The 25,149-nt window shown below is 42.4% G+C and carries 23 protein-coding genes; 10 read left to right on the top strand and 13 right to left on the bottom strand.

What is annotated here, in order from left to right:
- The first annotated feature begins 67 nt into the window (after positions 1–67).
- The 3 genes from ISP07_RS08525 to ISP07_RS08515 are packed head-to-tail and all read left to right on the top strand — an operon-like array spanning position 68 to position 3,365.
- Entirely contained in the window at positions 68–1,609 is a 1,542-nt protein-coding gene (locus tag ISP07_RS08525) for a tryptophan halogenase family protein (protein WP_209327369.1), read from the top strand.
- Positions 1,610–1,629: 20 nt separating this feature from the next.
- Positions 1,630–2,352, top strand: a complete 723-nt coding sequence (locus ISP07_RS08520) for a SapC family protein (protein WP_209327368.1) — start codon at positions 1,630–1,632, stop codon at positions 2,350–2,352.
- A 2-nt stretch (positions 2,353–2,354) separates the two neighbouring features.
- Positions 2,355–3,365: a cupin-like domain-containing protein gene (locus ISP07_RS08515; protein ID WP_209327367.1), complete on the top strand. Its 1,011-nt coding sequence runs from the start codon at positions 2,355–2,357 to the stop codon at positions 3,363–3,365.
- Between the two features lie 352 nt (positions 3,366–3,717).
- Here the strand turns inward: ISP07_RS08515 and ISP07_RS08510 are convergent, their stop codons facing one another.
- Positions 3,718–6,180 carry a glycoside hydrolase family 3 protein gene (locus tag ISP07_RS08510; RefSeq protein WP_420706836.1) on the bottom strand — a complete coding sequence of 821 codons (2,463 nt, stop codon included), beginning with the start codon at positions 6,178–6,180 and terminating at the stop codon, positions 3,718–3,720.
- Positions 6,181–6,243: 63 nt separating this feature from the next.
- Complete coding sequence (locus ISP07_RS08505; protein WP_209327365.1) at positions 6,244–7,503, bottom strand: sugar MFS transporter; 1,260 nt, start codon at positions 7,501–7,503, stop codon at positions 6,244–6,246.
- 231 nt (positions 7,504–7,734) lie between these two features.
- On the opposite strand from ISP07_RS08505, the gene ISP07_RS08500 reads away from it, so the two are divergent.
- From ISP07_RS08500 to ISP07_RS08490, 3 genes are read left to right on the top strand one after another with little or no spacing between them, the layout of a single operon-like run.
- The gene (locus ISP07_RS08500) at positions 7,735–9,063 is read left to right on the top strand and encodes a GH1 family beta-glucosidase (RefSeq protein ID WP_138616051.1); all 1,329 of its coding nucleotides are present in this window, start codon (positions 7,735–7,737) and stop codon (positions 9,061–9,063) included.
- A 24-nt stretch (positions 9,064–9,087) separates the two neighbouring features.
- Positions 9,088–10,419: a glycoside-pentoside-hexuronide (GPH):cation symporter gene (locus tag ISP07_RS08495; RefSeq protein ID WP_209327364.1), complete on the top strand. Its 1,332-nt coding sequence runs from the start codon at positions 9,088–9,090 to the stop codon at positions 10,417–10,419.
- A 21-nt stretch (positions 10,420–10,440) separates the two neighbouring features.
- Positions 10,441–11,439, top strand: coding sequence for a LacI family DNA-binding transcriptional regulator (locus tag ISP07_RS08490; protein ID WP_209327363.1), 999 nt, complete (start codon positions 10,441–10,443; stop codon positions 11,437–11,439).
- Here ISP07_RS08490 and ISP07_RS08485 read toward each other — a convergent pair.
- From ISP07_RS08485 to ISP07_RS08465, 5 genes are read right to left on the bottom strand one after another with little or no spacing between them, the layout of a single operon-like run.
- Entirely contained in the window at positions 11,426–13,393 is a 1,968-nt protein-coding gene (locus ISP07_RS08485) for a response regulator (protein WP_209327362.1), read from the bottom strand. The genes ISP07_RS08490 and ISP07_RS08485 overlap by 14 nt on opposite strands.
- Before the next feature lie 50 nt (positions 13,394–13,443).
- Positions 13,444–13,905 carry a response regulator gene (locus ISP07_RS08480; protein WP_054552609.1) on the bottom strand — a complete coding sequence of 154 codons (462 nt, stop codon included), beginning with the start codon at positions 13,903–13,905 and terminating at the stop codon, positions 13,444–13,446.
- Positions 13,905–15,383 (bottom strand): sensor histidine kinase, encoded by a 1,479-nt coding sequence (locus tag ISP07_RS08475; protein WP_209327361.1) that lies wholly within the window; start codon positions 15,381–15,383, stop codon positions 13,905–13,907. Before ISP07_RS08475 ends, ISP07_RS08480 begins: the two co-directional genes overlap by 1 nt.
- Positions 15,384–15,405: 22 nt before the next feature.
- A complete protein-coding gene (locus ISP07_RS08470) occupies positions 15,406–15,615 on the bottom strand; it encodes a histidine kinase (protein ID WP_054552611.1) in 210 nt (69 codons plus the stop codon).
- A gap of 12 nt (positions 15,616–15,627) precedes the next feature.
- Positions 15,628–16,968, bottom strand: a complete 1,341-nt coding sequence (locus ISP07_RS08465) for a sigma-54-dependent transcriptional regulator (protein ID WP_054552612.1) — start codon at positions 16,966–16,968, stop codon at positions 15,628–15,630.
- Positions 16,969–17,176: 208 nt separating this feature from the next.
- Here ISP07_RS08465 and ISP07_RS08460 point away from each other — a divergent pair, with 208 nt between their 5' ends.
- Both ISP07_RS08460 and ISP07_RS08455 read left to right on the top strand, forming a co-directional pair.
- On the top strand, positions 17,177–17,689 hold the full coding sequence (locus ISP07_RS08460) for an NUDIX hydrolase (protein WP_209327360.1): 513 nt from the start codon (positions 17,177–17,179) through the stop codon (positions 17,687–17,689).
- An 89-nt stretch (positions 17,690–17,778) separates the two neighbouring features.
- On the top strand, positions 17,779–18,303 hold the full coding sequence (locus ISP07_RS08455; protein ID WP_324616118.1) for a cytochrome b: 525 nt from the start codon (positions 17,779–17,781) through the stop codon (positions 18,301–18,303).
- A gap of 7 nt (positions 18,304–18,310) precedes the next feature.
- On the opposite strand, the gene ISP07_RS08450 is transcribed toward ISP07_RS08455, so the two are convergent.
- From ISP07_RS08450 to ISP07_RS08440, 3 genes are read right to left on the bottom strand one after another with little or no spacing between them, the layout of a single operon-like run.
- Entirely contained in the window at positions 18,311–18,805 is a 495-nt protein-coding gene (locus tag ISP07_RS08450) for a YgjV family protein (protein ID WP_054552615.1), read from the bottom strand.
- Between the two features lie 49 nt (positions 18,806–18,854).
- On the bottom strand, positions 18,855–19,421 hold the full coding sequence (locus ISP07_RS08445) for a Crp/Fnr family transcriptional regulator (protein WP_209327359.1): 567 nt from the start codon (positions 19,419–19,421) through the stop codon (positions 18,855–18,857).
- Positions 19,418–20,455 carry an NAD(P)H-dependent flavin oxidoreductase gene (locus ISP07_RS08440; RefSeq protein ID WP_209327358.1) on the bottom strand — a complete coding sequence of 346 codons (1,038 nt, stop codon included), beginning with the start codon at positions 20,453–20,455 and terminating at the stop codon, positions 19,418–19,420. Before ISP07_RS08440 ends, ISP07_RS08445 begins: the two co-directional genes overlap by 4 nt.
- Before the next feature lie 165 nt (positions 20,456–20,620).
- Here ISP07_RS08440 and ISP07_RS08435 point away from each other — a divergent pair, with 165 nt between their 5' ends.
- Complete coding sequence (locus ISP07_RS08435; RefSeq protein WP_209327357.1) at positions 20,621–21,997, top strand: NAD-dependent succinate-semialdehyde dehydrogenase; 1,377 nt, start codon at positions 20,621–20,623, stop codon at positions 21,995–21,997.
- A 60-nt stretch (positions 21,998–22,057) separates the two neighbouring features.
- Here the strand turns inward: ISP07_RS08435 and ISP07_RS08430 are convergent, their stop codons facing one another.
- From ISP07_RS08430 to ISP07_RS08420, 3 genes are all read right to left on the bottom strand, one after another.
- Complete coding sequence (locus ISP07_RS08430; RefSeq protein WP_209327356.1) at positions 22,058–23,134, bottom strand: endonuclease/exonuclease/phosphatase family protein; 1,077 nt, start codon at positions 23,132–23,134, stop codon at positions 22,058–22,060.
- Positions 23,135–23,151: 17 nt separating this feature from the next.
- Positions 23,152–23,472, bottom strand: a complete 321-nt coding sequence (locus tag ISP07_RS08425; protein ID WP_209327355.1) for a hypothetical protein — start codon at positions 23,470–23,472, stop codon at positions 23,152–23,154.
- A 99-nt stretch (positions 23,473–23,571) separates the two neighbouring features.
- Positions 23,572–24,009, bottom strand: coding sequence for a hypothetical protein (locus tag ISP07_RS08420; RefSeq protein WP_054552621.1), 438 nt, complete (start codon positions 24,007–24,009; stop codon positions 23,572–23,574).
- Between the two features lie 252 nt (positions 24,010–24,261).
- On the opposite strand from ISP07_RS08420, the gene rhlP reads away from it, so the two are divergent.
- Entirely contained in the window at positions 24,262–25,074 is an 813-nt protein-coding gene (gene rhlP, locus ISP07_RS08415; RefSeq protein WP_194442906.1) for a rhombotarget lipoprotein, read from the top strand.
- The last annotated feature ends 75 nt before the right edge of the window (positions 25,075–25,149 follow it).

The following is a 25,149-nucleotide window of genomic DNA, read 5'->3' as shown; positions in this document are numbered from 1 at the left end:
TCAACAGCGGCTTTTTTTTTCGTATTTATGCTAGTTTGTCTACATAGCATTTGAGATGGCCTTAAACATGCAAAAGAATGAAGTAAAAAAAGTCGTCATTTTAGGTGGTGGTACAGCAGGTTGGTTATCTGCAGGTTTAATTGCTGCCCAGCCTCATTTAACCCAGAACGCACAAATTACCCTGATTGAGTCGCCCGATATTGCCACCATTGGTGTCGGTGAAGGTACTTGGCCGACCATGCGACAAACCTTAAAAACCATCGGCATCAGCGAAAGTGAATTTATTCAACGTTGTGATGCGTCTTTTAAACAAGGCTCACGTTTTGATGGCTGGTGCGACGATGAAGGCGATGCTCATTATTATCACCCATTCAGCTTACCTGTAGCGTATCAGCAATTAAATATTGCACCTTACTGGTTTGCCAACAAAGATGCCGTGAGTTTCAGCCACGCGGTGGCAAGCCAAACCTACTTATGCGATCACCATAAAGCACCGAAAAACCACTTACATAGTGCCTATCAAGGTGAAGCAAACTATGGCTATCATTTAGATGCTGGTAAGTTTGCCATGCTGCTACAAAAACACTGCACGACCAAGCTAAACGTTGAGCATATCGTCAGTCATGTTGAAAGCATCAATAGTGATGAAGATGGCTATATTAGTTCATTGCAAACCCGCGATCATGGCACTATTGCGGGTGATTTATTTATTGATTGCTCTGGCACCCACGCAAAGCTGTTACATCAACATTACGGGATAGAGCTAATTGAGCAACACGATGTGTTGTTTAACGATCGAGCCGTTGCCGTACAGGTGCCCTATTTAAACCCGCAGCAAGAGATTCTGTCTTATACCAAAGCCACGGCGCAAGATGCTGGTTGGATTTGGGATATCGGCTTACAAAGCCGCCGTGGTCTAGGTATGGTGTACTCAAGTCGTTTTGCCAATAGCGAAGATGCGAAACAAGCGCTTAGCCAGTACATTGCAAAAACCCAGCCTGGCACAGCACAAAATGAACTGATATTTCGTGAAATTAGTTTTACGCCCGGCTATAGACGCCGTTTTTGGTATAAAAACTGTTTAGCTATTGGTATGTCTGCAGGCTTTATTGAACCACTTGAAGCCTCAGCGTTAGTCATGGTGGAGCTTGGCCTGAATAACTTACTTGCTAATTTCCCAACACATCGTGCTGCAATGCCGACACTGGCAAAACGGTTTGATGAGCAGTGCCATTATCGCTGGCAACGTATCATTGAGTTTTTAAAGCTGCATTATGTGTTGTCAAAGCGCACAAGCCCTTATTGGCAAGCTCATAAAGAGGCAAACTCAATTCCTCTGCAACTTCAAGAAAACTTAGCACTTTGGCAATATCAAAGTCCGTGGTTAAACGACTTTGACCGTGCTCAAGAGGTCTTCTCTGCAGCCAGTTACCAGTATGTGCTTTATGGCATGAAGCAATTGCCACAGTTTCCTGTACTTGCAATGCCTGCGGCAATTATTGAGCATTTTAGTGCTAACCAACAACAAGCTAAACGCGGATTACAACAACTACCAACTAACCGCGAGCTGTTAAATCATATTCAGCAATTTGGTATACAACCTATTTAATCTCAGTATTAGGAGGCCCAATGGCCAATCATGTCTTACTTGATAACATCAGCCATAAAGACCTAAAAGTGATCACCACACGCGGTGCTAACTGGGGCGACAATATTAGCTGCACTACCGTGTTTCCTAGTGAGTTTGCTAAAGTTCAAGCAAATCAACCTATTGTATTTCGTAAGCACCCGCAAACAGGTCAGTTCGAAGCCCTCGCTTTATTTGGTTTTGAAAATGGTGAGAACTTGCTGCTAAACGAGCAAGGCGAATTACAACTGAGTTACTTACCACTAAGTATGCAGCGCCAGCCATTTTTAATTGGTCAACAAACTCAGTATAACAATGGTATTCCTGAGCAATCTCTGGTGGTACATATTGATTTAGACAGCCCACGCATAAGCACACATGATGGCGAAGCAATTTTCCTTGAACATGGTGGAAATAGCGAATACTTAAATCATATTGCTCAAGTACTTAACGCGTTACATCAAGAACACCAAACAATTAATCTGTTTTTTGAGCGTTTGCTTAGCGTTAATTTACTCGAAGCTTTCAGTATTGAATATGCAGATAAAAATGGCGAAAAAGTCACAGTAAGCGGCTTTTATACTATTAACCAACAGGTGCTAAACGGCTTAACCGCTGAACAGCTTAAGCAGTTACAACAGCAAGGTGACCTACAGGCTATTTATATGGTGCTGGCATCAATGGAGCACATTCCTCATTTGCTTAATAAAAAATGGGCTCAGTAGTAATGTTTACGGCTGCGCCAATAAAAGAATGCCAGGCTGCAAGCATTGCTGATCTAAAAGTGTTTTTAGCTGAGCTAACTGAGCCACTGGTCATAAGAGATCTCTGCGTTGATTGGCCCCAAGTCATTGCCGCTAAACAAGGTTCTAAAAACGCCTTAGACTACCTTTTAGGGCTTGCCAATAACGCCCCAGTACGCAGTTTTAGCAGCCAAGCGATTCATCAGGGACGCTATTTTTATAACGCTGATTTCTCAGGGCTTAATTTCTCACAGCACGCCGATAACTTAGTTTCTGTACTGCAAAAATTAGCACATTTACTCACACAAACCGACAGTGATTCACTGTATATGGGCTCTACTGCTGTGGAGTATTGCGCTCCGGGCTTTAGTGTTGAAAACCCATTAACAGTGACCGATTATAACTGCCTAACCAGCCTCTGGGTGGGAAATCATAGTCAGATTGCGGCTCACTATGACAATGCCGATAACCTAGCTTGTGTTGCTGCGGGTGAGCGTACGTTTACTCTATTGCCAACTGATCAGGTCAATAACCTTTACGTTGGTCCACTCGAATTTACACCCGCTGGGCAAGCGATTAGCTTGGTTGATTTTAATAACCCCGATTTCAGCCGCTTTCCACGTTTTAAAGAGGCTGTAGCAAAGGCGCAATCGGCAACTCTTGGCCCTGGCGATGCTATTTATATTCCAGCGCTTTGGTGGCATCAGGTTAACGCAACCAGTCCGTTTAATGTGTTGGTGAACTATTGGTGGCGACAAGCCCCAGAGTATTTAGCAAACCCATTTGATGCCATGCTGCACAGTATGCTGGCAATTAAAGACTTGCCAAACGAGCATAAACAAAAATGGCAGCAACTCTTTAATCATTATGTGTTTGCTAATGATGTGGATTTAGCAAGCCACGTTGCTGAGCCTGCGCAAGGGATATTAGCGGATATCGACGAACTAACGGCCAGAAAAATAAGACAACTATTACTACAAAAACTCAACCGATAGAATGAACCAAAAGCCAGCGGATGCAACGAGTTCGGCGAAGCATCTGCAGGCTCTTGGTTCATAATTCACTGACACCAATCCGCTTAAATAAGTACTATTGCGGATTGTTCTTACCCTTTATTAGTGCTGCTGATGGCTGTGTTGTTGCACAGCCGATACCTGTTTCACTATTTTTACTACATTGAAAAACACGTACGTAGTCCACCAGCATTTGCTTAGGATAACCCGTAAAATCAACACTTTGTCATCTTTCCAAACTAACTGCCAGCCTTCTCCTAGGCTGACTTTGAAGGCGCTGGGCTTTGCTGACAGGCACTAAGCGCACCTGTTAGCAAGATAACAGCATACGATTTTACTGACATGAGATTGTTGCGTCCTCGGTGTGCGCGCTCGTTACTGATAGTTTAGCAATTGATACTTGCCATGCACCTTCAGTGGCTAATTGCCAAGGCGAGAATACTTGCCCAAGCTGCACACCTTGCTCTGCAAAGCAGCTCAAATCTACGGTTAGCGTTTGCCAATCATTTGCTGCTCTAACCTGTTTGCTAATATCAAATTGGCCGTCACAGTTTTCACCACATTGCATACCCAGCATTAGCGGCGCATCAGCAGCTTGGTCTACCTTAATCTGCATTTGCAGTTGACCCGCTTTTTCAACGTATGAACGTAAATCCGATGGGAACGCAGCCATTAAACGAACCGCAGCCGCTTCTTTACCATTAAAGCTGATTGCGCGCGCATCTTCTTGTACGTCTTTATCAAAGGTTTTTACGCTAACAGCGTTAAGGGCTGCACGGCTACTGGTCATGGCTTGTTGCTCAGAACCACTTTGTAGTTGCAGTGACCACGGTGCTTTTACGGCACGTTCAAATAGTACTAAGTCTTCTAATTTAGCGGCAACTTGTGATTTTTCGCTAAGGTCATCTGCTAATGTATTTTTATCTTGGTAAGTTAAACCAAAACCATAAGGCAGCAGTGGCGAGTAGTCTTTATCACCACGGTTTTGGTTACCTACCGGGTTGTTTGGCCATGAGAAAGACAACTTACCTTTAAAGTCATGATTGATAGAGCCATCTTGCTTTTTAAAGATAACATCGCTGATTGCATCACCTTCACTCCCTGGTAACCATGTTGCGACAAACGCATCACTGGCATTCAGCTCTGCATTCACCCACATTGGGCGGCCACTAATAAATAGCGACACCACAGGAATATCGGCATCTTTTAGCTTTTTAAGCAGGGCTAAATCAGTTTTATTACCACGTTGGTATTCAAGGTTATCTAAATCACCATTACCTTCTGCATACGGCTGTTCACCAAACACCACAATCGCGACATCTGGCTTAGATTCAAATTCGCCATTCACATTGTATTGAACCTGACCTCCTGCTTGCTCAACTGTATTTTTGATGCCATCAAAAATTGAAGAACCACCCGGGAAGTCACTATTTTCGTTACCTGTACCCTGCCATGTGATTGTCCAACCACCTGACTGCATACCAATGTTATCTGCGCCCTGGCCGGCAACTAATACATTTGCATTTGCTGATAGCGGTAACAACTGTTGTTTATTTTTCAGTAGTACCAGTGATTCACGGACTGCTTGTTTTGCAACTGCGCGATGTTCTGCACTACCAATGATCTCTGTTTTACCTGAAAGCGGACGCTTAGCAGGGCTTGGCTTATCAAACAAACCAGCGCGCATTTTTACACGTAAGATACGTGTTACTGCATCATCGATGCGGCTTTGTGCTATTTCGCCACTTTTAACTTGCTTAATAAGGTTTTCGTAAAGTGGTTTCCATGCATCTGTTGGTACCATGTACACATCAAGACCCGCATTTGCAGCCTGCGCGCAGTTGCCATTAGTACAACCCGGAATTTGACCGTGGCCGTTCCAGTCACCAACAACAAAACCATCAAAACCCATTTTATCTTTTAGCACGTCGGTAAGTAGGTATTTACTGCCATGAATTTTTTCACCATTCCAGCTGTTGAATGACGCCATTACGGTTTGCGCCCCCGCACCTAAGCCGCCTACATAACCTTGCGCATGAATATCAAATAACTCTTGCTCAGATGCCGTGTTATTACCTTGGTCATCACCGCCTTCTGTGCCGCCATCACCTAAAAAGTGTTTAACCGTACTGATCACACGTTTATCAGATAAAAAGTCGTCATCAACCGCACCTTGCAACCCCTTAACAATGGCTGCTGAATACGCTTTTACAATTTCAGGGTCTTCAGAATAGCCTTCATAAGTTCGGCCCCAACGGTCGTCACGAACAACAGCCACAGTTGGTGCAAATACCCAGTCGATACCAGTTACCATCACTTCTTGCGCGGTAGCGGCGGCAATTTTTTCAATTAACTCAGGGTTGTTTGTTGCACCTAAACCAATGTTATGTGGAAATAATGTCGCACCAATTACGTTATTGTGACCATGCACGGCATCGGTACCCCACATAGTCGGAATTGAGCTGCCATCGAGCGAATCATCAATTGAGGCTTGATACATTTTTTCAGCAAGATCAATCCAATCTGCAGCGCTGGCATGTTTATCATTATTAGGGAATGCGCCACCGCCATTAAGGTAAGAACCAAAGCCGTATTTACGCATATCTTCAACGGTTATATCGCGAATTTCTGGCTGGATCATTTGCGCAATTTTTTGCTCAAGGGTCATATTTGCCAACATTTTCGCAATTTGTGCTTCCATTTCTGGATTTGCTGCAATGCCCGTTTCGATATTTGGCCAAATTTCTTGCTCAGTGCTCACGTTGGTCACCTTATCTTGTCCAGTACAACCTAGCATGCTGACGCTTGCCATCATTAACGAACAGAGAGTGAATGTTTTTTTCAATTTCATTTTTTGCACCTATGAAGTCTGAGTTGATACTTTTGAGCCAACCAGCGCAAAGTAAGTAATATATAAATAACAGGCGATTGGTAAGAATAACGCCATTTGCACGCCAATAGAATCTGCTAATACGCCTTGTAGTAATGGAATAATCGCTCCCCCTACAATCGCTAAACATAAAATGCCTGAGCCTTTTGAGGTGTATTTGCCAAGGCCGTGTAAAGCAAGGCTAAAAATGGTTGGGAACATAATCGAGTTACATAATCCCACAAGCAAAATTGCCCACATAGCAAGGCTGCCCTCACCCGTCATAGCAATCAATACTAACAATACCGCCAACAAGCCATGGCATGCCAACACCTTGCCTGCATTAAATTTCTGCATTACAACTGCACCAATAAAACGGCCAACCATGGCTCCTGCAAAGTAGTAGCTAATATAATGCGCAGCTTCATTTTCTGGTAAACCAGCAATGTTATCTAGGGTCAAAAAGCCCACCAAAAAGCTACCAATCGCCACCTCTGCGCCTACATACACAAAAATACCTACAGCACCTAAAATGAGGTGGCGGTAACGCCAAACACTGCCTAAATCAACAAAATCTTCTAAATCTTGATGTGCCGCTTCGCTATCACTTTCTTTACCTAGTTTTGGCAGTTTTAAAAATGCAAAGATAACCGCAAGTACCAACAAGCTTAACGACAACATTAAATAAGGGAGTTTCACTTCTTCTGCGGTGGCTTGACTAACCTCAGATAGAATTAACCAACCACCAAAAATTGGCGCAACCGTGGTTCCTAACGAGTTAAATGCTTGTGTCATAGTCAAACGCGAAGACGCCGTTTTTTGCGGACCAAGTACACTTACATAAGGATTGGCAGATACTTGCAAAATCGTGATACCCGAGGCAAGTACAAACAAAGCCAATAAAAATAACTCATACACATGGGCAACCGCAGCGGGGTAAAACAGTGCACACCCCACGGCTGCGACCACTAAGCCAACCACGATACCAAACTGGTAGCCAATACGACTGACCAACTTTCCAGCAGGGATCGACATCACAAAATACGCACCAAAGAAGCAAAATTGAATGAGCATAGCCTGCGTATAGTTAAGTGAAAACATACCTTTTAAATAAGGGATTAAAATGTCATTCAGACAGGTTATGAATCCCCACATAAAAAATAATGTGGTCAATGATGCCAGCGCAAAGTGCTGCTTAGGCATATCTGCTTGGCTTACAGCAGCCGACACAGGGGTTGAAACATGAGCCATAATTTTCTTCTCTAGTTAATTATATTTATCAGTTTGTTACAGCAAGATTTAATACTTAATCACTAACAGCAAATAGCGAAATATGTTGCAACATTAAATGTAAGCGCTTACATTTATAACATATAAATCATATTTAGCAATTTATTTGCAGAAAAATTGTAAGCGCTTACAACTGAGTCTAAGCTCTAATTTACCAAGCCTTACACTTAACCCGAAGGACGAGTATCTACTGTGTATAAATCAATTTCACTGTTACCAGATTCATCTTTACTCAAGCCCGAGTTCACGTTTGGTGTGGCAACAGCTTCATTCCAGATTGAAGGGGCACGCGATAAGCGCCTTGATTGTATCTGGGATACATTTTGCGAAAAGCCTGGCGCTATTGCTGACCAAAGCCATGGCGATGTAGCTTGTGACCATGTTGCACGTTGGCAGCAAGATGTCGAGATGATTGCAGATTTGGCTGTCGATGCTTACCGCTTATCTATTTCGTGGCCAAGGGTCATGCAGCAAGATGGCTCGGTTAACGAGCAAGGTATGGCGTTTTATGTTCAGTTATTAACGGCTTTAAAAGCGCGTAACATTAAAACCTATGTCACCTTATATCACTGGGATTTACCTCAATACCTTGAAGATAATGGCGGCTGGTTAAATCGCGAAACAGCCTATAAATTTAAAGACTATGCCGAACTTGTTACTCAACATTTAGGGCATTTGGTTGATTCATTCGCCACCTTGAACGAACCATTTTGTAGCGCTTATTTAGGCTATGAAGTGGGTGTACATGCACCTGGCATAAAATCACAACAAGCTGGCCGACAAGCAGCGCACCACTTACTACTCGCCCACGGCCTTGCTATGCAAGTATTACGTAAAAACTGCCCAAGCACAGAAGCAGGTATCGTATTAAACTTCAGCCCAACGTATCCTTTAACCGAAGATGATAAAAAAGCCGCAGAGCTTGCTGATCAATACCACAATCAATGGTATATCAAAGCGGTTTTAGAAGGTGCTTACCCCTCTTTAATGGATGATTTAGCAGATGAAGTTAAACCAATTATTATTGCTGGCGATATGGCAATTATTCGTCAAGCCGTCGACTTTATTGGCGTTAACTATTATACCCGCATACACTACAAAAATACCGCTGATGGCTGGTTTGAAGAAGCAAACCTTGCGGATGTTCGTGTTACCGATATGGGCTGGGAAGTTTATCCTCAAGGCTTAACTGAGCTTTTAGTATCATTGCATCAGCAATATGATTTACCAAAAATGTACATTACCGAAAATGGCGCAGCCATGGCCGATACATTAGAAAATGGTGAAGTGAACGACATAGAACGCGTAGATTATTATCACACTCATTTAAATGCAGTGTGTGATGCAATTCGCCAAGGCGTCGATATTCAAGGCTACTTTGCGTGGAGCTTAATGGACAACTTTGAGTGGGCCTATGGCTACGAAAAGCGCTTTGGGTTAGTTTATATTGACTACCAAAGCCAACAACGCATTTTAAAAGAAAGCGCAAAACAATATCGCGCGCTACTCAAACAGCGATAAAAATAACAACAATCGAGAACACACATGCTGACAAAAAGAGAAAAAATAGCCTACGGATTAGGCGACACAGCAAGTAATATCATCTTTCAAACGGTGATGTTATTTTTAACTTTTTTCTATACTGATATCTTTGGTATTTCACCCGCGATTGTTGGCACCTTGTTTTTGGTGGTGAGAGTCGTTGATGCCATCACCGACCCATTAATGGGAGCCTTAACCGATTCAACTCGCACTAGGTGGGGAAGCTATCGCCCCTACTTACTCTGGCTCGCTTTACCATTTGGGGTGATCAGCATGATCACCTTCACCACACCAGATCTACCTGAGTCAGGCAAAGTCATTTACGCCTTTGTCACTTACACTTTGCTGATGCTGGTGTACACCGCGATTAACATTCCTTACTCAGCGTTAGGAGGGGTATTAAGTGGCGACCCTAAAGAGCGAGTATCCATTCAATCTTATCGCTTTGTGTTTGGTATGCTGGGCGGCTTAATTGTCAGTGCCTGTACTTTGCCTTTGGTAAACTGGCTTGGCAAAGGTGATAACGCTACAGGCTACCAACTCACTATGGCCCTGATGAGCGGCTTAGGTGTGATCTTATTCTTAATTTGTTTTCGCTTTACCAAAGAGCGCGTAGCGGCGCATAACAGCTCATCGTTGAGCTGGAAAACTCGCATGAACACGCTATGGCAAAATGGCCCATTTAAAGTATTGTGCTTTGCTGCATTTATGTTGTTAACCAGTATGGTACTGCGCACCACCCTTGCCATTTACTATGTAAAATATGTACTTGGTGAAGCCGAGTTGGTCACCTACTTTGTTACCATCGGCATGATAGGTAATATTCTGGGCTGTGCCTGTGCAAACCCACTCAGTAAACGCGTTGATAAGAAAACCGCCTATATTCGTTTGCAATACATCTCTGCGGCAATTAGTTGCGTGGCATTTTGGTTGCCGGGCGAACAACTTGCACTTGCCTTTGCGGTGTACTTTTTGTGGTGTTTTTTCACGCAAATGGCAACTCCGTTACTGTGGGCAAAAATGGCCGACACCATAGATTATGGGCAATGGAAAACCGGTGAAAGGCTAACAGGCCTAGTCTATGCAAGCGTGGTCTTTTTTATTAAGCTTGGCCTTGCTCTTGGCGGTGCCATTGCAGGTTGGTTATTGGCATTTTATGGCTATGAAGCCAATACCGAACTCAGTGAACACACGCTCTCGGGTATCTTAATTTCATTTACCCTTTACCCAGCAATAGGTAGTATGCTTGTCGCATTTATCATGAAAAGGTATATTCTTGATAATCAAACGGTTGAGCGGATCAGTGCCGATTTATCGTTAAAAAAGCATCCATAACTTTGTTTAAAAAGGAATAACATGGCCACCATTTACGAGGTGTCGAAACTTGCAGGCGTTTCTCTTGCAACCGTTTCGCGAGTAATGAACAACAATGCAAATGTCAGTGATGCAACACGTAAAAAGGTCACTGCCGCAATGGATGAGCTTGGCTATAGACCTAACTCAATTGCTCAGTCACTGGCATCAAATTGCTCGAACAGTGTTGGTCTACTGGTCTCTGAATTACAGGGTCCGTTTTACGGGCCTATGATGAGCGGCATTGAAAATACCTTTCGTAACCAAGGCAAACATCTGATTATTGCTGCGGGTCACAGTGAAGAAGAACGCGAAAAACAAGGGATTGAATTTTTAATTAGCCGTAACTGCGATGCGCTTATTTTGCATGTTGAAGCTGTCAGCGACGACTACCTAATTAAACTTAGCAAAGGCCGTACTCCGTTTGTACTAATCAACCGCTATATCAGCGAACTCAGTGACCGCTGCATTTTGCTTAATAATATTAAAGGCGGCTATTTAGCGGCGAAGCATGTGTTAGAGCAAGGTCATAAAGACATTGCCTACATCAGTGGACCAGCTTGGAAGCAAGATGCCAAAGACCGCCTAGAAGGCCACAAACAAGCGCTGGCTGAGTTTAACCTTGAGTTTGATGAAAACCTATTATTTCAAGGTGATTTCATGGAAGCGAGCGGTTATGAGGGGTTAAAAGCGCTTCATCAACAAACGCATCCATTCACGGCGCTTATCTGTGCTAATGATGAAATGGCAGTAGGCGCCATGGCAAGCGCACGCGATTTAGGGCTAACGTTACCTAAGCAATTGTCGATTATGGGCTACGATAACGTGTTTTTCACCCGTCACGTTTACCCACAATTAACCACCATTAATTACCCCATAAATGAAATGGGTCGCATGGCTGCTGACTGGGTATTAAACCAAGTTTATCAAAAACAAACACCGCCGTTACAAACGCTATTTGAACCTGAACTTGTAGTCAGGCATTCAATTAGTCAGCAATAAGTTCGGATAACAAGCCAAGGTTAATCGGTTTTAACAGCACTTGTTCTATATCAAGTTGTTTAATTCTTTCTGGCTCTGGTTCGGCGCCACTTACAATGACTAATTTTAAGTCGGGATGGCGCTGTTTAATTTCTTTTGCTAAATCTAGCCCTCCACCATCAGGCAAATGCATATCGAGTAATACTTTAGCAAAATTTTGGTCGTCACTAAGTGTCTCAAGACAAGCGGCACAACTTGGCGCTATGACAGTTTCAACACCTAAGCTTTCAAGCAATAATTGGGTAATCTGTGCCGCATCACTGTCGTCTTCAACCAATAAATAACGCGTGCTTTGGTTGGTCATTTCAGGGCTGTCGTCTTGCTCAACCACAGGTGCAGTATTGCCTTCGCAAATATAATGATTAAGCACTTGGTAAAGCAACCCAGAATCAACCGGCTTGGCAATCATATCGTTAAAACCAAGTGCACTTAACTCTGTTTTCACCCCTTTCATAGTGGCTGCAGTAAGCGCGATAATTGGCCCTTGATAACCCATTTTACGAAGTTCAATAGTGGCTTCTTTACCGCCCATAACCGGCATATGCAAGTCAATAAATACAATATCAAAAGGCTTACCCGCTTGTTCTGCACTAGCGACTTTCTCAATGGCCTGTTTACCGTGCTCTGCGTATTCCACTTCAGCACCGGTCATGGTGATCATATGACCAACGAGATTGCGTAAATCTTTTAAATCGTCAACAACTAATACCCGACCACTGGTTTCTAGGGTGGCTAATTTTTGTTGGCAATCTGGGTTTGAATCAAAACGCAGTACTTGGCGCTCAACATCTCGAATGTTGCCCGGGTAAATCGAAAGGGTAAATTCAGAGCCTACGCCTTGCGTTGATTCAAGCTCAATAGAGCCTTGCATGCGGCTAAGTAGCTCAGAACAAATGGCGAGGCCAAGCCCTGCTCCACCCACATCACGGGATTCTACATCGGCAATTTGTTCAAATGGCTTAAAGATCAGTGCTTGTTTTTCAGGGGCAATACCCAGGCCTGTGTCTTTAATGCTAAAAAACAGCATTTCCCGCTCATTAACCCAAGCAGTCCAAGCACGCACTGTGATCTCGCCTTGGTTAGTAAACTTAATTGCATTGTTGATAATGTTAATTAGGATTTGGCGTAACCGCGTCGCATCTGTGTTGACAACTAAAGGTAAGGCTTGCTGAGATTCAAATTTAAGTGTTAAGCCTTTATCAACCGCTGAGACGCGCATTAAGGTATATACGTCCGCCATTAGGCTATCTAAATTGACATCACTGCAATTGAGCTCAAGTTTATCAGCAGCAATTTTTGATAGGTCGAGCACGTCATTAAGTAAGCTCAGTAGATGCTTACCATTTCGGTAAATCACACCCAGCTCGTTTTGAGCATGCTGGTTCTTACCGCTTTGCATTAGCAACTCGGTATAACCCAAGATGGATGACAGGGGCGTACGTAACTCATGGCTTAAATGCGCCAAAAAACGGTCTTTAGAACGGTTTTCTGCTTCAGCTTTTAAGCGTTCAACACGCTCATCTTCAACATCTCGTCGTGCTAACGCATAACGAATAGCGCGGGCAAAGCGGCTAGAGTTCATCTCGCTTTTAACAAGGTAATCAACCGCACCGGCATCAAGCGCTGCAGAATCGAGTGCTTCATCTGATTGCCCGGTAAGCATGATAATCGGACCGCGAAAACCATTATCAACGGCCCGTTTTAGCACTTCTAAACCATCAGAGGCACCTAAACGATAATCTAACAAACAAATATCATGCTTGTTTTCGCTCAGCACACTGATGGCCTGTTCAGGGCAACTTAACCACTCAACATCGAATGTATGGGAACCTAATTGCTCTAGGTAGTCGCAAGTAAGAATATAATCGTCTTCGTCGTCTTCTACTAAGAGTAATCGGGTTACCTTATCTAACATTCTTATTCCTTATAGCAATTTGCTTAATAAAATATTATCGCAAATTGGAATTAATCGTTCTGTGGTGTTGGCAGCTCTACAAACTCTACCCAGTATTTCCCTAATGTTTGCATTAACTCGACTAAACCTTCAAAAGTAACTGGCTTAGTAATGTATGATGCAGCCCCTAAGTCGTAGCCTTTAACCATATCTTCTTCTTGTTTTGATGTAGTTAAAATCACCACCGGAATACCCTTCAAGTTAGGGTTAGCTTTGATTGCTTGTAAAGCTTCACGACCGTCCATACGCGGCATATTCAAATCGAGTAAAATCAAGCCCGGGCGCGGTGAGCTTTCTTTTTCACTAAATTTGCCTTTACGCTCAAGGTATTCAAGCAGTTCTACACCGTCTTCAACAAAAAACAGCTCGTTTAATACACGGCTTTCGGCCAATGCATCTTGGGTTAATAAACGATCATCTTCGTCGTCATCAGCCATTAAAATGGTTATTGGTTTAACTTTATTAAGTGGCATTACGCCTCTCCTTTTAGTGTGAAAAGCGATGTTTCCACGGGTAATTTAAGAGTGAAGCTTGCACCCTCACCAACGCGACTACTTGCCGTTATTTCTCCACCATGACGCTCCACAATACGGCGACAAACCGATAGTCCTATGCCTGTGCCTTTGTATTGCGAACGACCATGTAACCGCTGGAACGGAACAAATATTTTTTCTAGATATTCTTCTGAAAAGCCGATTCCGTTATCTGAAATTGTAATAACTTCCCACTCTACATCAGTGTGATGAACTTCGCTAAACTCTGAAATTCGCTGATATGCAATATCAATCACAGGCGCAACATTCTCACGTCTAAACTTTACTGCATTCGACAGAATGTTTAAGAACAACTGTAGCATTTGACTCGGGTCTGCTTGAATATGCGGTAAGGTATCGAGGTTAACCGTGGTCTCAGATTCTTTTATTGCGATTTCAAGATCATCAAGTACCTCTGCAACGACTTCATTCAAATCTGTATCAACAAAGTCCTTACCACGAGTGGTTACCCGTGAGAACTCAAGCAGGTCATTGATTAAATTAGACATACGCTGCGCCGCATTTTTCATCCGGCTTATATAGTCGATACCTTTTTCACCTAGCTCATCTTTAAACATCTTTTCAAGGCGGTCACTGAAGGCTTGAATTTTACGTAGTGGCTCCTGTAAGTCATGGCTTGCTACGAAGGCAAAATCTTCCAGCTCTCTATTAGAGCGACTTAACTCATCCGAATAAATGGTAAGTTCTTGGGTTCGCTCTGCTACTTTTGCCGCCAGGCTTTCATTTTGCTTTTCAAGCTCATCTCGATACTCCGCTTGGTTTCGTAAATTAATACGAGTTAACACAAACATACCAATAAGCAGTAAAGCACTTGTCACTGCAGTAATCGCAAATGTTAACTTCGCTTCGTTTTTAATTTGTGAGAGCTTTGCAAACTGCTCTATTTTGAAGTTGAGCTCTCGCATTTGAATTTCATCAACCGCGGAACGAATCTCTTTATATAGTTCTCGACCTTGGTCTGTTAATAATAAACGTCGAGCCTTAACATCTTTATTTGCAAGGGCCAGATCAGTTGTTTTAGTCATTACCGCCACTTTGTCGTTTACCAAATGTATTAAACGAGCAATGCGGTCTGCTTGACCTTCAATTTCTGAGTGCAAACTTTTCACAAGCATGATCTGCGCCTGCATTGAAGCGATTGCATCATTATAAGGCAGTAAATAATCTTCTCGGTCACTAAGAAGATAACCTCGCTGACCTGACTCAGCCTGTACTACAGATAAATGCAGCCGCTCTATTGCAGTATTAAGTGAGTTAGTATTATCAAGACTACTTTGTGTTTCTGTTAGAGAGCGAATGCTATTGAGGGCTAAAAAAGCATTCGCCACCACGATACACAGCACCACGGCAATAAAGCCAGCCCAACTGACCGCTATTTTTCCTTTTTGTTTTTGCATTTGCTTCCCAATCAATGAGTGCTCAATCTGCTGCGTGAGTGTCACTTATTTCTTGTAAGTGTTCACTGCACTGCTGACAGTTTGTAATTATTTTATCTAATGCCTCGAGCGCTTTTTGCTTAGGCATATCATTTTCTAATACGAGCTTAACTAACTCTGCATTCATTGAAATACGGTTAAGTGGCGCACGAGCATCGTGCACCATTTTTCGTAAAGACTCGTTGTTACTCATAGCTATCCTTAGTTATTTGTATTCGCCAATGCCCCCATAAGCATTTAAACGGTTATAAAGTGTTTTCGTACTGATCCCCAGCATTTGCGCAGCAATAGTCTTATTACCTTGTACTTTATCTAAAGTCGCGTGGATCAATTCTTTTTCAACTTCTTCAATGGTTTGCCCTGCAACAACTTGGTTTGCTTGACTCTCTTTATTCACTTTAGAAAACGGTGATTCTAACGAATCAGGTAAAGTAATAACGGAGCCTTTAGGGTCACTCATGATAAAGGCACGGTGTATAGCATGGCGAAGTTCACGCACGTTACCAGGCCAATCATGTGCCTCAAGTTCTTTGATTTGCGCTGCTTGCCATTTAAAGTCGGTGCCGTTTTCATCATTAAGCTGCTCTAAAAAGGCATTGGCAAGCAATGGAATATCTTCTTTGCGCTCACGAAGCGGTGGAATATCAATAGGGAATACCGCTAAACGAAAGTAAATGTCTTCACGAATAACATTATTTTGCGCAAGGTCGGTCAAGGTGCGGTTGGTTGCAGAAATAACGCGGCAATTTACCGCTTGCTCTTTGGTTCCACCCACTCGAGTTACTTTTTTACTTTCGAGTACACGTAGTAAGTTTGGCTGCATATCAATGGGCATTTCTGTCACTTCATCTAAAAACAAAGTACCACCAGCAGCTTGCTCAAACACCCCCTCTTTACGTGCAATAGCGCCTGTAAATGCGCCCTTTTCATGGCCGAAAAGTTCGCTACCAATCAGCTCTTTAGAAAATGCACCACAGTTAGTTGCTACTAAAGGACCATCACACTCAGTGGCGTTGTGAATTGCCTGAGCAACCACTTCTTTACCAGCACCACTTTCACCCATCAACATTACATTGGCAGAAGTTGCTGCAACACGCTCAATCATAGTGTAAAGCTTTTGCATCACCTCAGATTCACCAATTAAGGTGCCAAAGTGGCGCTTTATAGCTGGCGTTGCTTTTTTCTTAGGGCTTGCTTTTTTCGGGTTGAGTACCCGTTCTATATCTTCTCGTTGTAGTGGTTTGACTAGGTGACCAACATTAGGCTCACACATTTCAGCCAACTTACCCTTTACTGAAGGGTGCCCTGAAATTAACGTAACACGAGGCGATTGACCGATTGCTTTTAAGTGCTCAAGCAAATGTAGACCGCTGCCATCTGGCAACATAAAATCTAAAAAAACATGGTCAAACGTGTTGTTTTCAAACCATTGCTCAGCTTCAGCAAGGTTCGCTGCGGTATTTATATTGTGCCCGAGGAACTCAACAATGTGACAAACTACATCACTAAACTCACTGTCATCATCAACTAAAAGTACGTTTAACATATTTATTCCATAAGCTTTTTTAATCATTCTACGCTTAGTTCCAATAAAAATAAAATAAAGCGCGTTAGATATTAATTGAATTCAAATTACGACCATATTACTGCATTTAGTTCCACTTTAGGGTAAAAAGTGAGAAAAATACTAGAAACGGGTTATTATTGCCTACTCAATATTAAGCTGAGCTGTACTTATATTAAGTTGTAATCATATGAAGTTATTAAGAAAAGTTATCCACCCAAGTTTAGGAAGCGACTACGGCACTGTATTTATTCGTAACACTGCTCGCGCCGTCGTATTAAAAGGCGAGCAAGTACTGCTTTTGTATACCGCTCGTTATGATGACTACAGTTTACCGGGTGGCGGGGTTGATAAAGGCGAAAGTATTGAGCAAGGGCTCCTGCGAGAACTTCATGAAGAAACAGGTGCACAACAAATTCAAATAAAGCAGTCACTAGGCTTATACGAAGAAATCAGACCTTGGTACAAAGACGACTTTGACTGTGTTCATATCAAATCTTATTGCTACTTTTGTGAAATAAGCGATGAATTTGCTGACCCAAAAATGGAGCACTACGAAGTGCAAAATGGCATGCAACCTAAGTGGGTGAATATATTTGATGCCATCGCACACAACGAAACCACAATGGCAATGAGTGAAAAGCAGGGCTTATCGATTCAGCGCGAGACCTTTTTATTAAAGCTGATTGCTGACACTCTTTAAGTTTTTTACATTACTTTACGCAACCCTCAGCCATTGGGGCAGTCTATACTTATAATTAAAGCCAATTATGAGAGTCAACCAAGAGTAAAGTGGCTGCCCTTTCTAAGCCAACCATCCTTTTACATTGGATCGTTGCCATTTTGTTTATCGGCGTATTTGCGATGGGCATTTATGTTGCTGATTTTGCCGAGCCACCCGCTAAATTTACTTATATGGGATGGCATAAATCAATGGGCTTAGTAGTATTAGTTTTTGCCATCGCAAGGCTTGTTTGGCGCATAAAAGAAGGCGCATTACCTGCAACATCTGACATGCCTAAATGGCAAACCGTAATTGCTCACCTCATTCATGGCTTATTATTACTTGCGACCCTAGTTATGCCGTTATCTGGATTTATCATGAGCTATGCGGGCGGTCGTGCAATTAGCTTCTTTAAGTTTGAGCTATTGAGCGCACCAGAAAAAACACCTTGGCTTGCAGATGCAGGCAGCTTTGTGCACCACAGTTCAGTGCTCATTATCGTGGTGATTTTAGCCTTACACGTTGCTGCTGCACTTAAACACCAGTTTGTTGACAAAGATGGCATGCTGAGCCGCATGCTAGGTAAGTCTTAAATAAAATTTAAGCGGGCTTAGGGTTAGCATAAAAGCGCCATAAGCCCACTAAATTACTTATTAAAAACACTGTTTCCATTACCACTGCTAATGGTGAAAACGCTAATAAATTGTGAACTATCCAGCACACAGTGCCGACAATCATCAACAGGCGTAAGGTAAAATCTTTGCCTTGGAATGAAGCATAGGTTTGCATTAACGTTGCTGCCAGTGCGATAAAGCTAACCCAGCTATGCAACGTTAATAGTACTGCGCTAATACTCAAAAGCATAAACGCTATCATCACCCAAGTTTTGCGCGCAAAAATACAATAGCCATAACGTAGGGCGGCAATCAGCATTAAGCTTGCAGCACTGAAATTATCAAGCAGCATAAAATGCACTGATGTCAGTAATACTGAGCTAAACAAACAAGCTAAAATAGCTTGTCTTTGTTTAAACTGAAAAGAAGCCAAATCGAGTAATGTGGCAATGGCAACTAAGCACTGAGATAAAATAAACATAACGACTCCTGAAAAATCAGCAGTGTAATGTTCACTGTTTTGCTGCGCCTTAACTTAAGTTAAGACGCCGTCTAATTCGCGATAAAGAAATCGCTGAAATCCCTAAATACATAGCAACATCGTTTAAGCTTAATTGCTCAAGCCAGTGCGGTTTTTGATCTAATAAATATTGATAACGTTGCTCTGGCGTATTGAGTAATAAAAACGCTTCTTTTGCTTCTTTAAACAATAATTGCTGACTAATTAATTGATATTTAATTGCTTGCCAGTCAGTACTATCAAATAAAACCAAAGGCACCTTAATAAGCTCAGCATCACGTATTACTTTGAGTTGATAGAGCGCAGGGGTTTTAGTTAACCAGTTACCATAAAGCAGTGCAAACTCATCTTGAAAGTAAAACTCTTTACACTTTTGTGTGCCTTGCGATGATGCATGTAATGCACCAAGCACCCCTGATATAATTAAGTAACCCGCATCTTGCTCATCGCCTTGCTGTAATAAAATATCACCTTTAGCGTACCGCTTTATAGCGCATTGCTCTGCAAGTTTGTTACGAAATTCACAGGCTAGCTGATGGTAACTATCACCGAGCGGGAGTAACTGGGTATCTGTCAAGATTGCCAACCTTGCATTAGTAGCTCAGTAATTTGCTGAGCGTTTATACCTTCTCTAACAATAAAGCGCTCACCACACCAAAGTGGTGAAAAACCACTATCGCCTTTGGCTTCAGCTTTTGCACGTAATGCGGTCATCGCAATAGACGCATACGGAAAAGGCGGCGCTTGCTCTGGCATCACGCCTAACTCTTGCATCACTCTGTTGCGTATTCCTCGTGCCGGGCGACCAGAGAATAAGGTCGTCAATTCGGTTGAGTTTAGTGCAGCTGTTTTTAATACTTCACGATGTAAAGCACTTGTTGTCGCTTCTTCACAAAGTAAGTAAGCGCTCCCTACCTGCACTGCTGCGACACCTAATGCTTGATAGTGCGCTACATCTTCTGCTGTGCAAATTCCACCTGCTGCAATAACGGGTATATCAAGCTCTACACATTCGCGCACTAATTGCGCAGTGATTGGTTGCAGCGATAAATCCATCGATAAAAAATGACCTCGGTGACCGCCTGCTTCAATCCCTTGTGCAATAACCGCATCAGCACCATTTGCTTGTAACCAGCGCGCTTCATCTAACGTTGTGGCTGATGAAAGAACAGCCCCGCCCCACGCTTTAATCTGAGAAACAATCTCTTTACTGGGCAGACCAAAATGAAAGCTTACAACGGCAGGCGTGTAAGGTGCGATAATATCTATTATTTGTTGATTAATTGGCTGGCGCGAAGCATTACGGGTAAATTGTGAGACATCGACAGCAAACTCATCAAAATAAGGTGTAAGCAGATTATGCCAAGCCGTTTGCTGAGCCAGGGTATAGTCAGGGGTTTGATGACAAAAGAAATTAAGGTTGTACGGCTTGTCCGTATGCTGACTAATGTAATCAAGCTCTGAGACTAGTTGCTCAGCCGAAAGCATAGCGCAAGGTAAAGAACCAAGCCCTCCAGCTTCACACACAGCGACTGCCAGTTTGGCATTTTGCACACCCGCCATCGGCGCTTGAATAATCGCAAGTTCAGTTTTTAACACAGAATTTGTCATTACATATTCCTTGTAAGTTTTTCAACCTAATGCAGTTTTTACAAAGTTTAAGCTTCTCAAAGGCTAACTGAAAAATAAAAGTCTTCCAAAACAATAAGCTATAAAACTCAAAAAATAGGTATTAGCTTTGCAGACTAGCTCCTACAACTTTGTAAGGAGATAATGATGACTGATACTATTACTACAATCAATCCAACTAATGAACAAACGCTCAAGACTTATAACTTATTGTCACTGCAACAAGCACAGAGTGAAGTTGACCAATGTCATCAAGCATTTTTAAAATGGCGCACTACATCCCATGAGCACCGCGCAAAATTACTTAATAAACTTGCACAAGTAATTGATTCTAATCAACAAGAATTAGCCCAACTAATGACCGATGAAATGGGTAAGATTTACCAACAGGGCCTTCAGGAGGTTGAGCTTTGTGCAGCAATTTGTCGTTATACCGCTGAGCAGGGACCAAAAGTGCTTGGCGATGAAAAGCGAGATATGCAAGACGGACATGCAATTATTAGTTACCAACCAATTGGTGTAATACTTGGTATTCAACCATGGAACTTCCCGCTATATCAAGTCATTCGCTATGCTTGCGCGAATGTTATGGCAGGTAACACCACAGTGCTAAAACATGCTGGTAATGTATTTGGCATGGCCGAAAAGATTGAACAGTTATTTAAACTGGCTGGTTTTGACGATTATTGCTTTAAGAACTTACTTATTGACGGTAAAACCGCAAGCGAACTAATAGATCACTCAGCGATTCGTGGTGTAACCTTTACTGGCAGCGATGGCACAGGCAAAAAAGTCGCAGAGCGAGCAGCTAAACAGGTTAAGAAAACCGTGCTCGAATTAGGCAGTAACGATGCATACATCGTACTTGATGACGCTGATTTAAATACGGCGATTACCGCATGTACGCAAGGTCGTTTGATAAACAACGGACAAACCTGTGTTGCGGCAAAACGCTTTATTGTGGTTGATGCTTTATATGATGATTTTAAAGCTCTAATCAAAGAGCAATTTGAGCAAGTTGTTCTTGGCGATCCGAACGATGAAAAAACCACGCTTGGCCCAATGGCCCGTAAAGATCTACGAGATAAGCTTCATCAGCAAGTGACTGAATCAGTAAATGCAGGTGCGAGCATTATTACCGGCGGTAAAGTTGCTGAACACACCGGCTTTTATTACACCCCGACCTTGCTTGAAAATATCAAACCGGGCATGCCCGCTTATGACGATGAATTATTTGGCCCTGTGGCATCACTTATTCGAGCCAAAGATAACGCTGAAGCAATGCAAATTGCTAATGATTCACGCTATGGTCTTGGCGGCGGTATTTTCTCAAAAGATGAACAAGCAGCCATTGAGCTTGCAAAGCTTCACTTTGACACCGGTATGGTAAATATCAATGGTTATGGTCTTGCGCAACCGAACTTACCATTTGGTGGTGTAAAAGACAGTGGCTATGGCCGTGAACATGGCGGTTTTGGACTACGAGAATTTGTTAATATCAAAACCATTATGGTCAACGACTAATCACTATTAAGGGCTCATTAGAGCCCTTTTTCATATCTGATTTTGCCGTCCTTAATAAGGTTATCGTTTTTCAAACATTGGCACTTGCTGCTTAGACGCTGCTGGCATTTTTAACTCATCCACTGCTTTTTCTTTATCTATCTGCTCTTGTTGTTTTTGGTTGTCAGAATCGGGGTTATAAACAAGCTCTGTAAGAAGTGCAAAATGGTCTGAACCATACTTTGCCAAACGCTCAATACGCTTAACACTAAACTCATTACTATGAAAAAGGTGATCAAGTGGCCAGCGCATTAAGAAATAACTGGCATGAAAGGTATTAAAAAAGCCGCGGCCTTTACGTGGATCTAACAAGCCACTAATACGCATAAACAAACGGGTACTACGCGACCAAGCAACATCATTTAGATCTCCTGCAACAATACAAGGTCGCAGTCTGTTTTTAAGTGCTTTTGCTAAGATAATTAGCTCAGTATCACGCGGCCGTGAGCTGTCTTCTTCCGTGGGGCTCGGAGGTGCAGGATGGATAAAATGCCCTTGAACTTCTACGCCATCTGCATCTTCAAACAAAATATGGATTGAGGGGATATCGCTTTCTATAAGCTCACAAACTTGCTGTTGTTTAATTTTAAACTTGCTGTACAAGTGCATACCATAACGATTATCTTTTGGGCAGTACACTCGATACGGGTATTCTTGCTCTAAACTGCTCAGTTCGTTCTGCCAAGTTTGATCAGACTCTAACGTAATGAGTAAGTCTGGTTGGTGCGTGTTAACTAAAGCAATGAGTTTGTCATATTCGCTGTTCGACATCAGTACATTTGCCGACATAATGCGAATACTGTGCTTATCGGTTTTATTGCTTGAGGCAACTTCTTTATTAGCGAGCCTTGTGTAAGGGTAAATCCAGCCAACTTGTAAAAGCAACACGACGATACTCGCCAGAGCACAACCAATATAAGGCGCGGAGCCCGTGCGACTGATTAAATAGCTTGCAGCAATTAAACTCGCACAAGCAAGGTAAACCACTTGCAAGCGTACAAAGTCACAACTGCGAATTAAATAATGTTGGGAATATGAAAATGGCAAGATTGAGGCCACTAGCAGCATGGCCAATAGTGAACCCAATCCATAAGTCATGATCGATTCAAGCAAAACTAGCGGCTCAGAATAGAAATAATTTCTCGAGTGTCTTCCACTAAACGCACGACAGTATCGTCAACTTGAATTGAGATTAGACCATCTCTATCTCGAGATTTAATCACTTTACCGCGGCGGTAAATATCACGGTCAAGAATATCGCCTTTACGTAATTTCTTCTGCCAACCGGGTGGTAAATCACCACCATTATCAAGTTTCTTTTCAAGGCCAGGTGGTAGACTTTTATCTTTGCCCTTATCCTTATCTTTATCTTTTGCAAGTGCGCCAGCCGTCACTAGGCTAAAACCTATCACTGCAACTGTTAACAATGCTTTCATGCGAGTGCTCCTTCTATGAGTCCCAATTAAGCGTAGCAAGTTTTTCTGAACTGGGTATGAAACCAGCTAAAAAAAGCCGCTAAGCGGCTTTTGACAGGATTAACGATGGCGAGTAACGATTGATAAAATCTCTCGCGTATCGTGTACTAGATGAATAAGGCGGTCATCGATTTCGATGGCAATAATGCCATTTCGGTCGCGACGTTTAATCACTCGCCCATGACGATATATATCACGGTCCAGAATATCACCATGGTGATAACGCTTATACCAACCAGGTGGTAAGCCACCACCATACCCTACTTTTTTGTATAAACCGGGTGGTAAGTCACGGTAGCTGTAATGGTCGTATCTATCGTAACGATCATGTCTGTCATGATGATGGTGATGTTTGTGGTGTTTTTTATGTTTTTTATGCTTTTTACGTTCGTGCTTATGTTCGTATCTATCGTGGTCACGATCATGTTTCGCGTTTGCTTCCATAGGTATCAAACTCAAACCTAAAACAGCAACTGAGATAGTAATTAATTTATTCATAAAAGAGACCCTCAACGTTTGCTCTTGATAAAAAGCTTAACGTTTTAGCCTGAATCATAGATGAAGGGTTACAATTTAAAAACGTAATTGTTTACATATCAAAATATTAGAAAGCCAACCTTTACATTTCTTTAAACTACTTTGGCACTATTTACGAAAAATCGAGTCTGAGTTACAGTTTCGTTTGAGGCGTTTGTCGTTATATTTGCAACATAAACAAAGGCTTCCTCACAACATAATAAGGATAATTTAATGAATGTTCTAAAATGGTGTTTGGTCATTAGTATTACTGCACTAACGGGCTGTAGTGCCATGATGAGCCAATATGGCAATCAAAAAACGCAATCAAGTTCATTGGTTGAGTACCTTTACCCAGACCAACAAGATAGAGCTGCACACCAAGCAACGATTCCAACTTTGAACTTACCAGCCACGGTAGGGATTGCCTTTATTCCTAACAAGTACAATGATGGCTTGCATCATGGTGATGAAGTCGCACTGCTAAATAAAGTTAAAAAGCAGTTTATGCAATATGACTACATAGACCGTATTGAAGTGATCCCAAGTACTTATTTAAAAGGCAGCGAAGGATTTACCGCATTAGAACAAGTATCACGATTATATGATGTGGATATTATGGCGCTTGTTTCATACGACCAAGTGTCGCAAAGCTTAGAAAATAACGCTGCATTTTTATATCTAACGATTGTTGGTTTATATGTGATCCCGGGCAATGAGAACTCAGTACAAACCTTTGTAGATACTGCCGTATTTGACGTGAAAAGCCGAAAAATGCTGTTTCGCGCTCCAGGTATTCATAAAGCAGAGCAACGCAGTACAGCAATTGGCATCGATGAAGTTGCGAAAGAGCAATCGCTGGCAAGCTTTAATGGCGCTGTTGATGACATGATCACGAATCTCGATGCTGAATTAGCGCAGTTTAAAACCCGCGTAAAAGAAGAAAAAGTAGCCAATGTCACACACAGAAATGGCAGTGGCGGCAGTAGCTTATTCTGGTTAGTGGCAGTACTGGCAGGTTTTGCCGTACATCGCCGTAGTGCATAACAGACAAAGTTATTAATCGAGAAAGCTTTTACCCATCCTAAAAAGCAGTTACCCTTTGGTTTTTGTTGTACCTAA

The sequence above is a fragment of the Pseudoalteromonas sp. PA2MD11 genome (assembly GCF_017808125.1).
Classification (GTDB): domain Bacteria; phylum Pseudomonadota; class Gammaproteobacteria; order Enterobacterales; family Alteromonadaceae; genus Pseudoalteromonas; species Pseudoalteromonas simplex.
This window is presented reverse-complemented; position numbering and strand designations above follow the sequence as displayed.

Coding starts and splice junctions, on each gene's coding strand:
- ISP07_RS08525 (WP_209327369.1), top strand. CDS start 68: ATGCAAAAGAATGAAGTAAAAAAAGTCGTCATTTTAGGTGGTGGTACA.
- ISP07_RS08520 (WP_209327368.1), top strand. CDS start 1,630: ATGGCCAATCATGTCTTACTTGATAACATCAGCCATAAAGACCTAAAA.
- ISP07_RS08515 (WP_209327367.1), top strand. CDS start 2,355: ATGTTTACGGCTGCGCCAATAAAAGAATGCCAGGCTGCAAGCATTGCT.
- ISP07_RS08510 (WP_420706836.1), bottom strand. CDS start 6,180: ATGCTAGGTTGTACTGGACAAGATAAGGTGACCAACGTGAGCACTGAG.
- ISP07_RS08505 (WP_209327365.1), bottom strand. CDS start 7,503: ATGGCTCATGTTTCAACCCCTGTGTCGGCTGCTGTAAGCCAAGCAGAT.
- ISP07_RS08495 (WP_209327364.1), top strand. CDS start 9,088: ATGCTGACAAAAAGAGAAAAAATAGCCTACGGATTAGGCGACACAGCA.
- ISP07_RS08490 (WP_209327363.1), top strand. CDS start 10,441: ATGGCCACCATTTACGAGGTGTCGAAACTTGCAGGCGTTTCTCTTGCA.
- ISP07_RS08485 (WP_209327362.1), bottom strand. CDS start 13,393: ATGTTAGATAAGGTAACCCGATTACTCTTAGTAGAAGACGACGAAGAC.
- ISP07_RS08480 (WP_054552609.1), bottom strand. CDS start 13,905: ATGCCACTTAATAAAGTTAAACCAATAACCATTTTAATGGCTGATGAC.
- ISP07_RS08475 (WP_209327361.1), bottom strand. CDS start 15,383: ATGCAAAAACAAAAAGGAAAAATAGCGGTCAGTTGGGCTGGCTTTATT.
- ISP07_RS08470 (WP_054552611.1), bottom strand. CDS start 15,615: ATGAGTAACAACGAGTCTTTACGAAAAATGGTGCACGATGCTCGTGCG.
- ISP07_RS08465 (WP_054552612.1), bottom strand. CDS start 16,968: ATGTTAAACGTACTTTTAGTTGATGATGACAGTGAGTTTAGTGATGTA.
- ISP07_RS08460 (WP_209327360.1), top strand. CDS start 17,177: ATGAAGTTATTAAGAAAAGTTATCCACCCAAGTTTAGGAAGCGACTAC.
- ISP07_RS08450 (WP_054552615.1), bottom strand. CDS start 18,805: ATGTTTATTTTATCTCAGTGCTTAGTTGCCATTGCCACATTACTCGAT.
- ISP07_RS08440 (WP_209327358.1), bottom strand. CDS start 20,455: ATGACAAATTCTGTGTTAAAAACTGAACTTGCGATTATTCAAGCGCCG.
- ISP07_RS08435 (WP_209327357.1), top strand. CDS start 20,621: ATGACTGATACTATTACTACAATCAATCCAACTAATGAACAAACGCTC.
- ISP07_RS08430 (WP_209327356.1), bottom strand. CDS start 23,134: ATGACTTATGGATTGGGTTCACTATTGGCCATGCTGCTAGTGGCCTCA.
- ISP07_RS08425 (WP_209327355.1), bottom strand. CDS start 23,472: ATGAAAGCATTGTTAACAGTTGCAGTGATAGGTTTTAGCCTAGTGACG.
- ISP07_RS08420 (WP_054552621.1), bottom strand. CDS start 24,009: ATGAATAAATTAATTACTATCTCAGTTGCTGTTTTAGGTTTGAGTTTG.
- rhlP (WP_194442906.1), top strand. CDS start 24,262: ATGAATGTTCTAAAATGGTGTTTGGTCATTAGTATTACTGCACTAACG.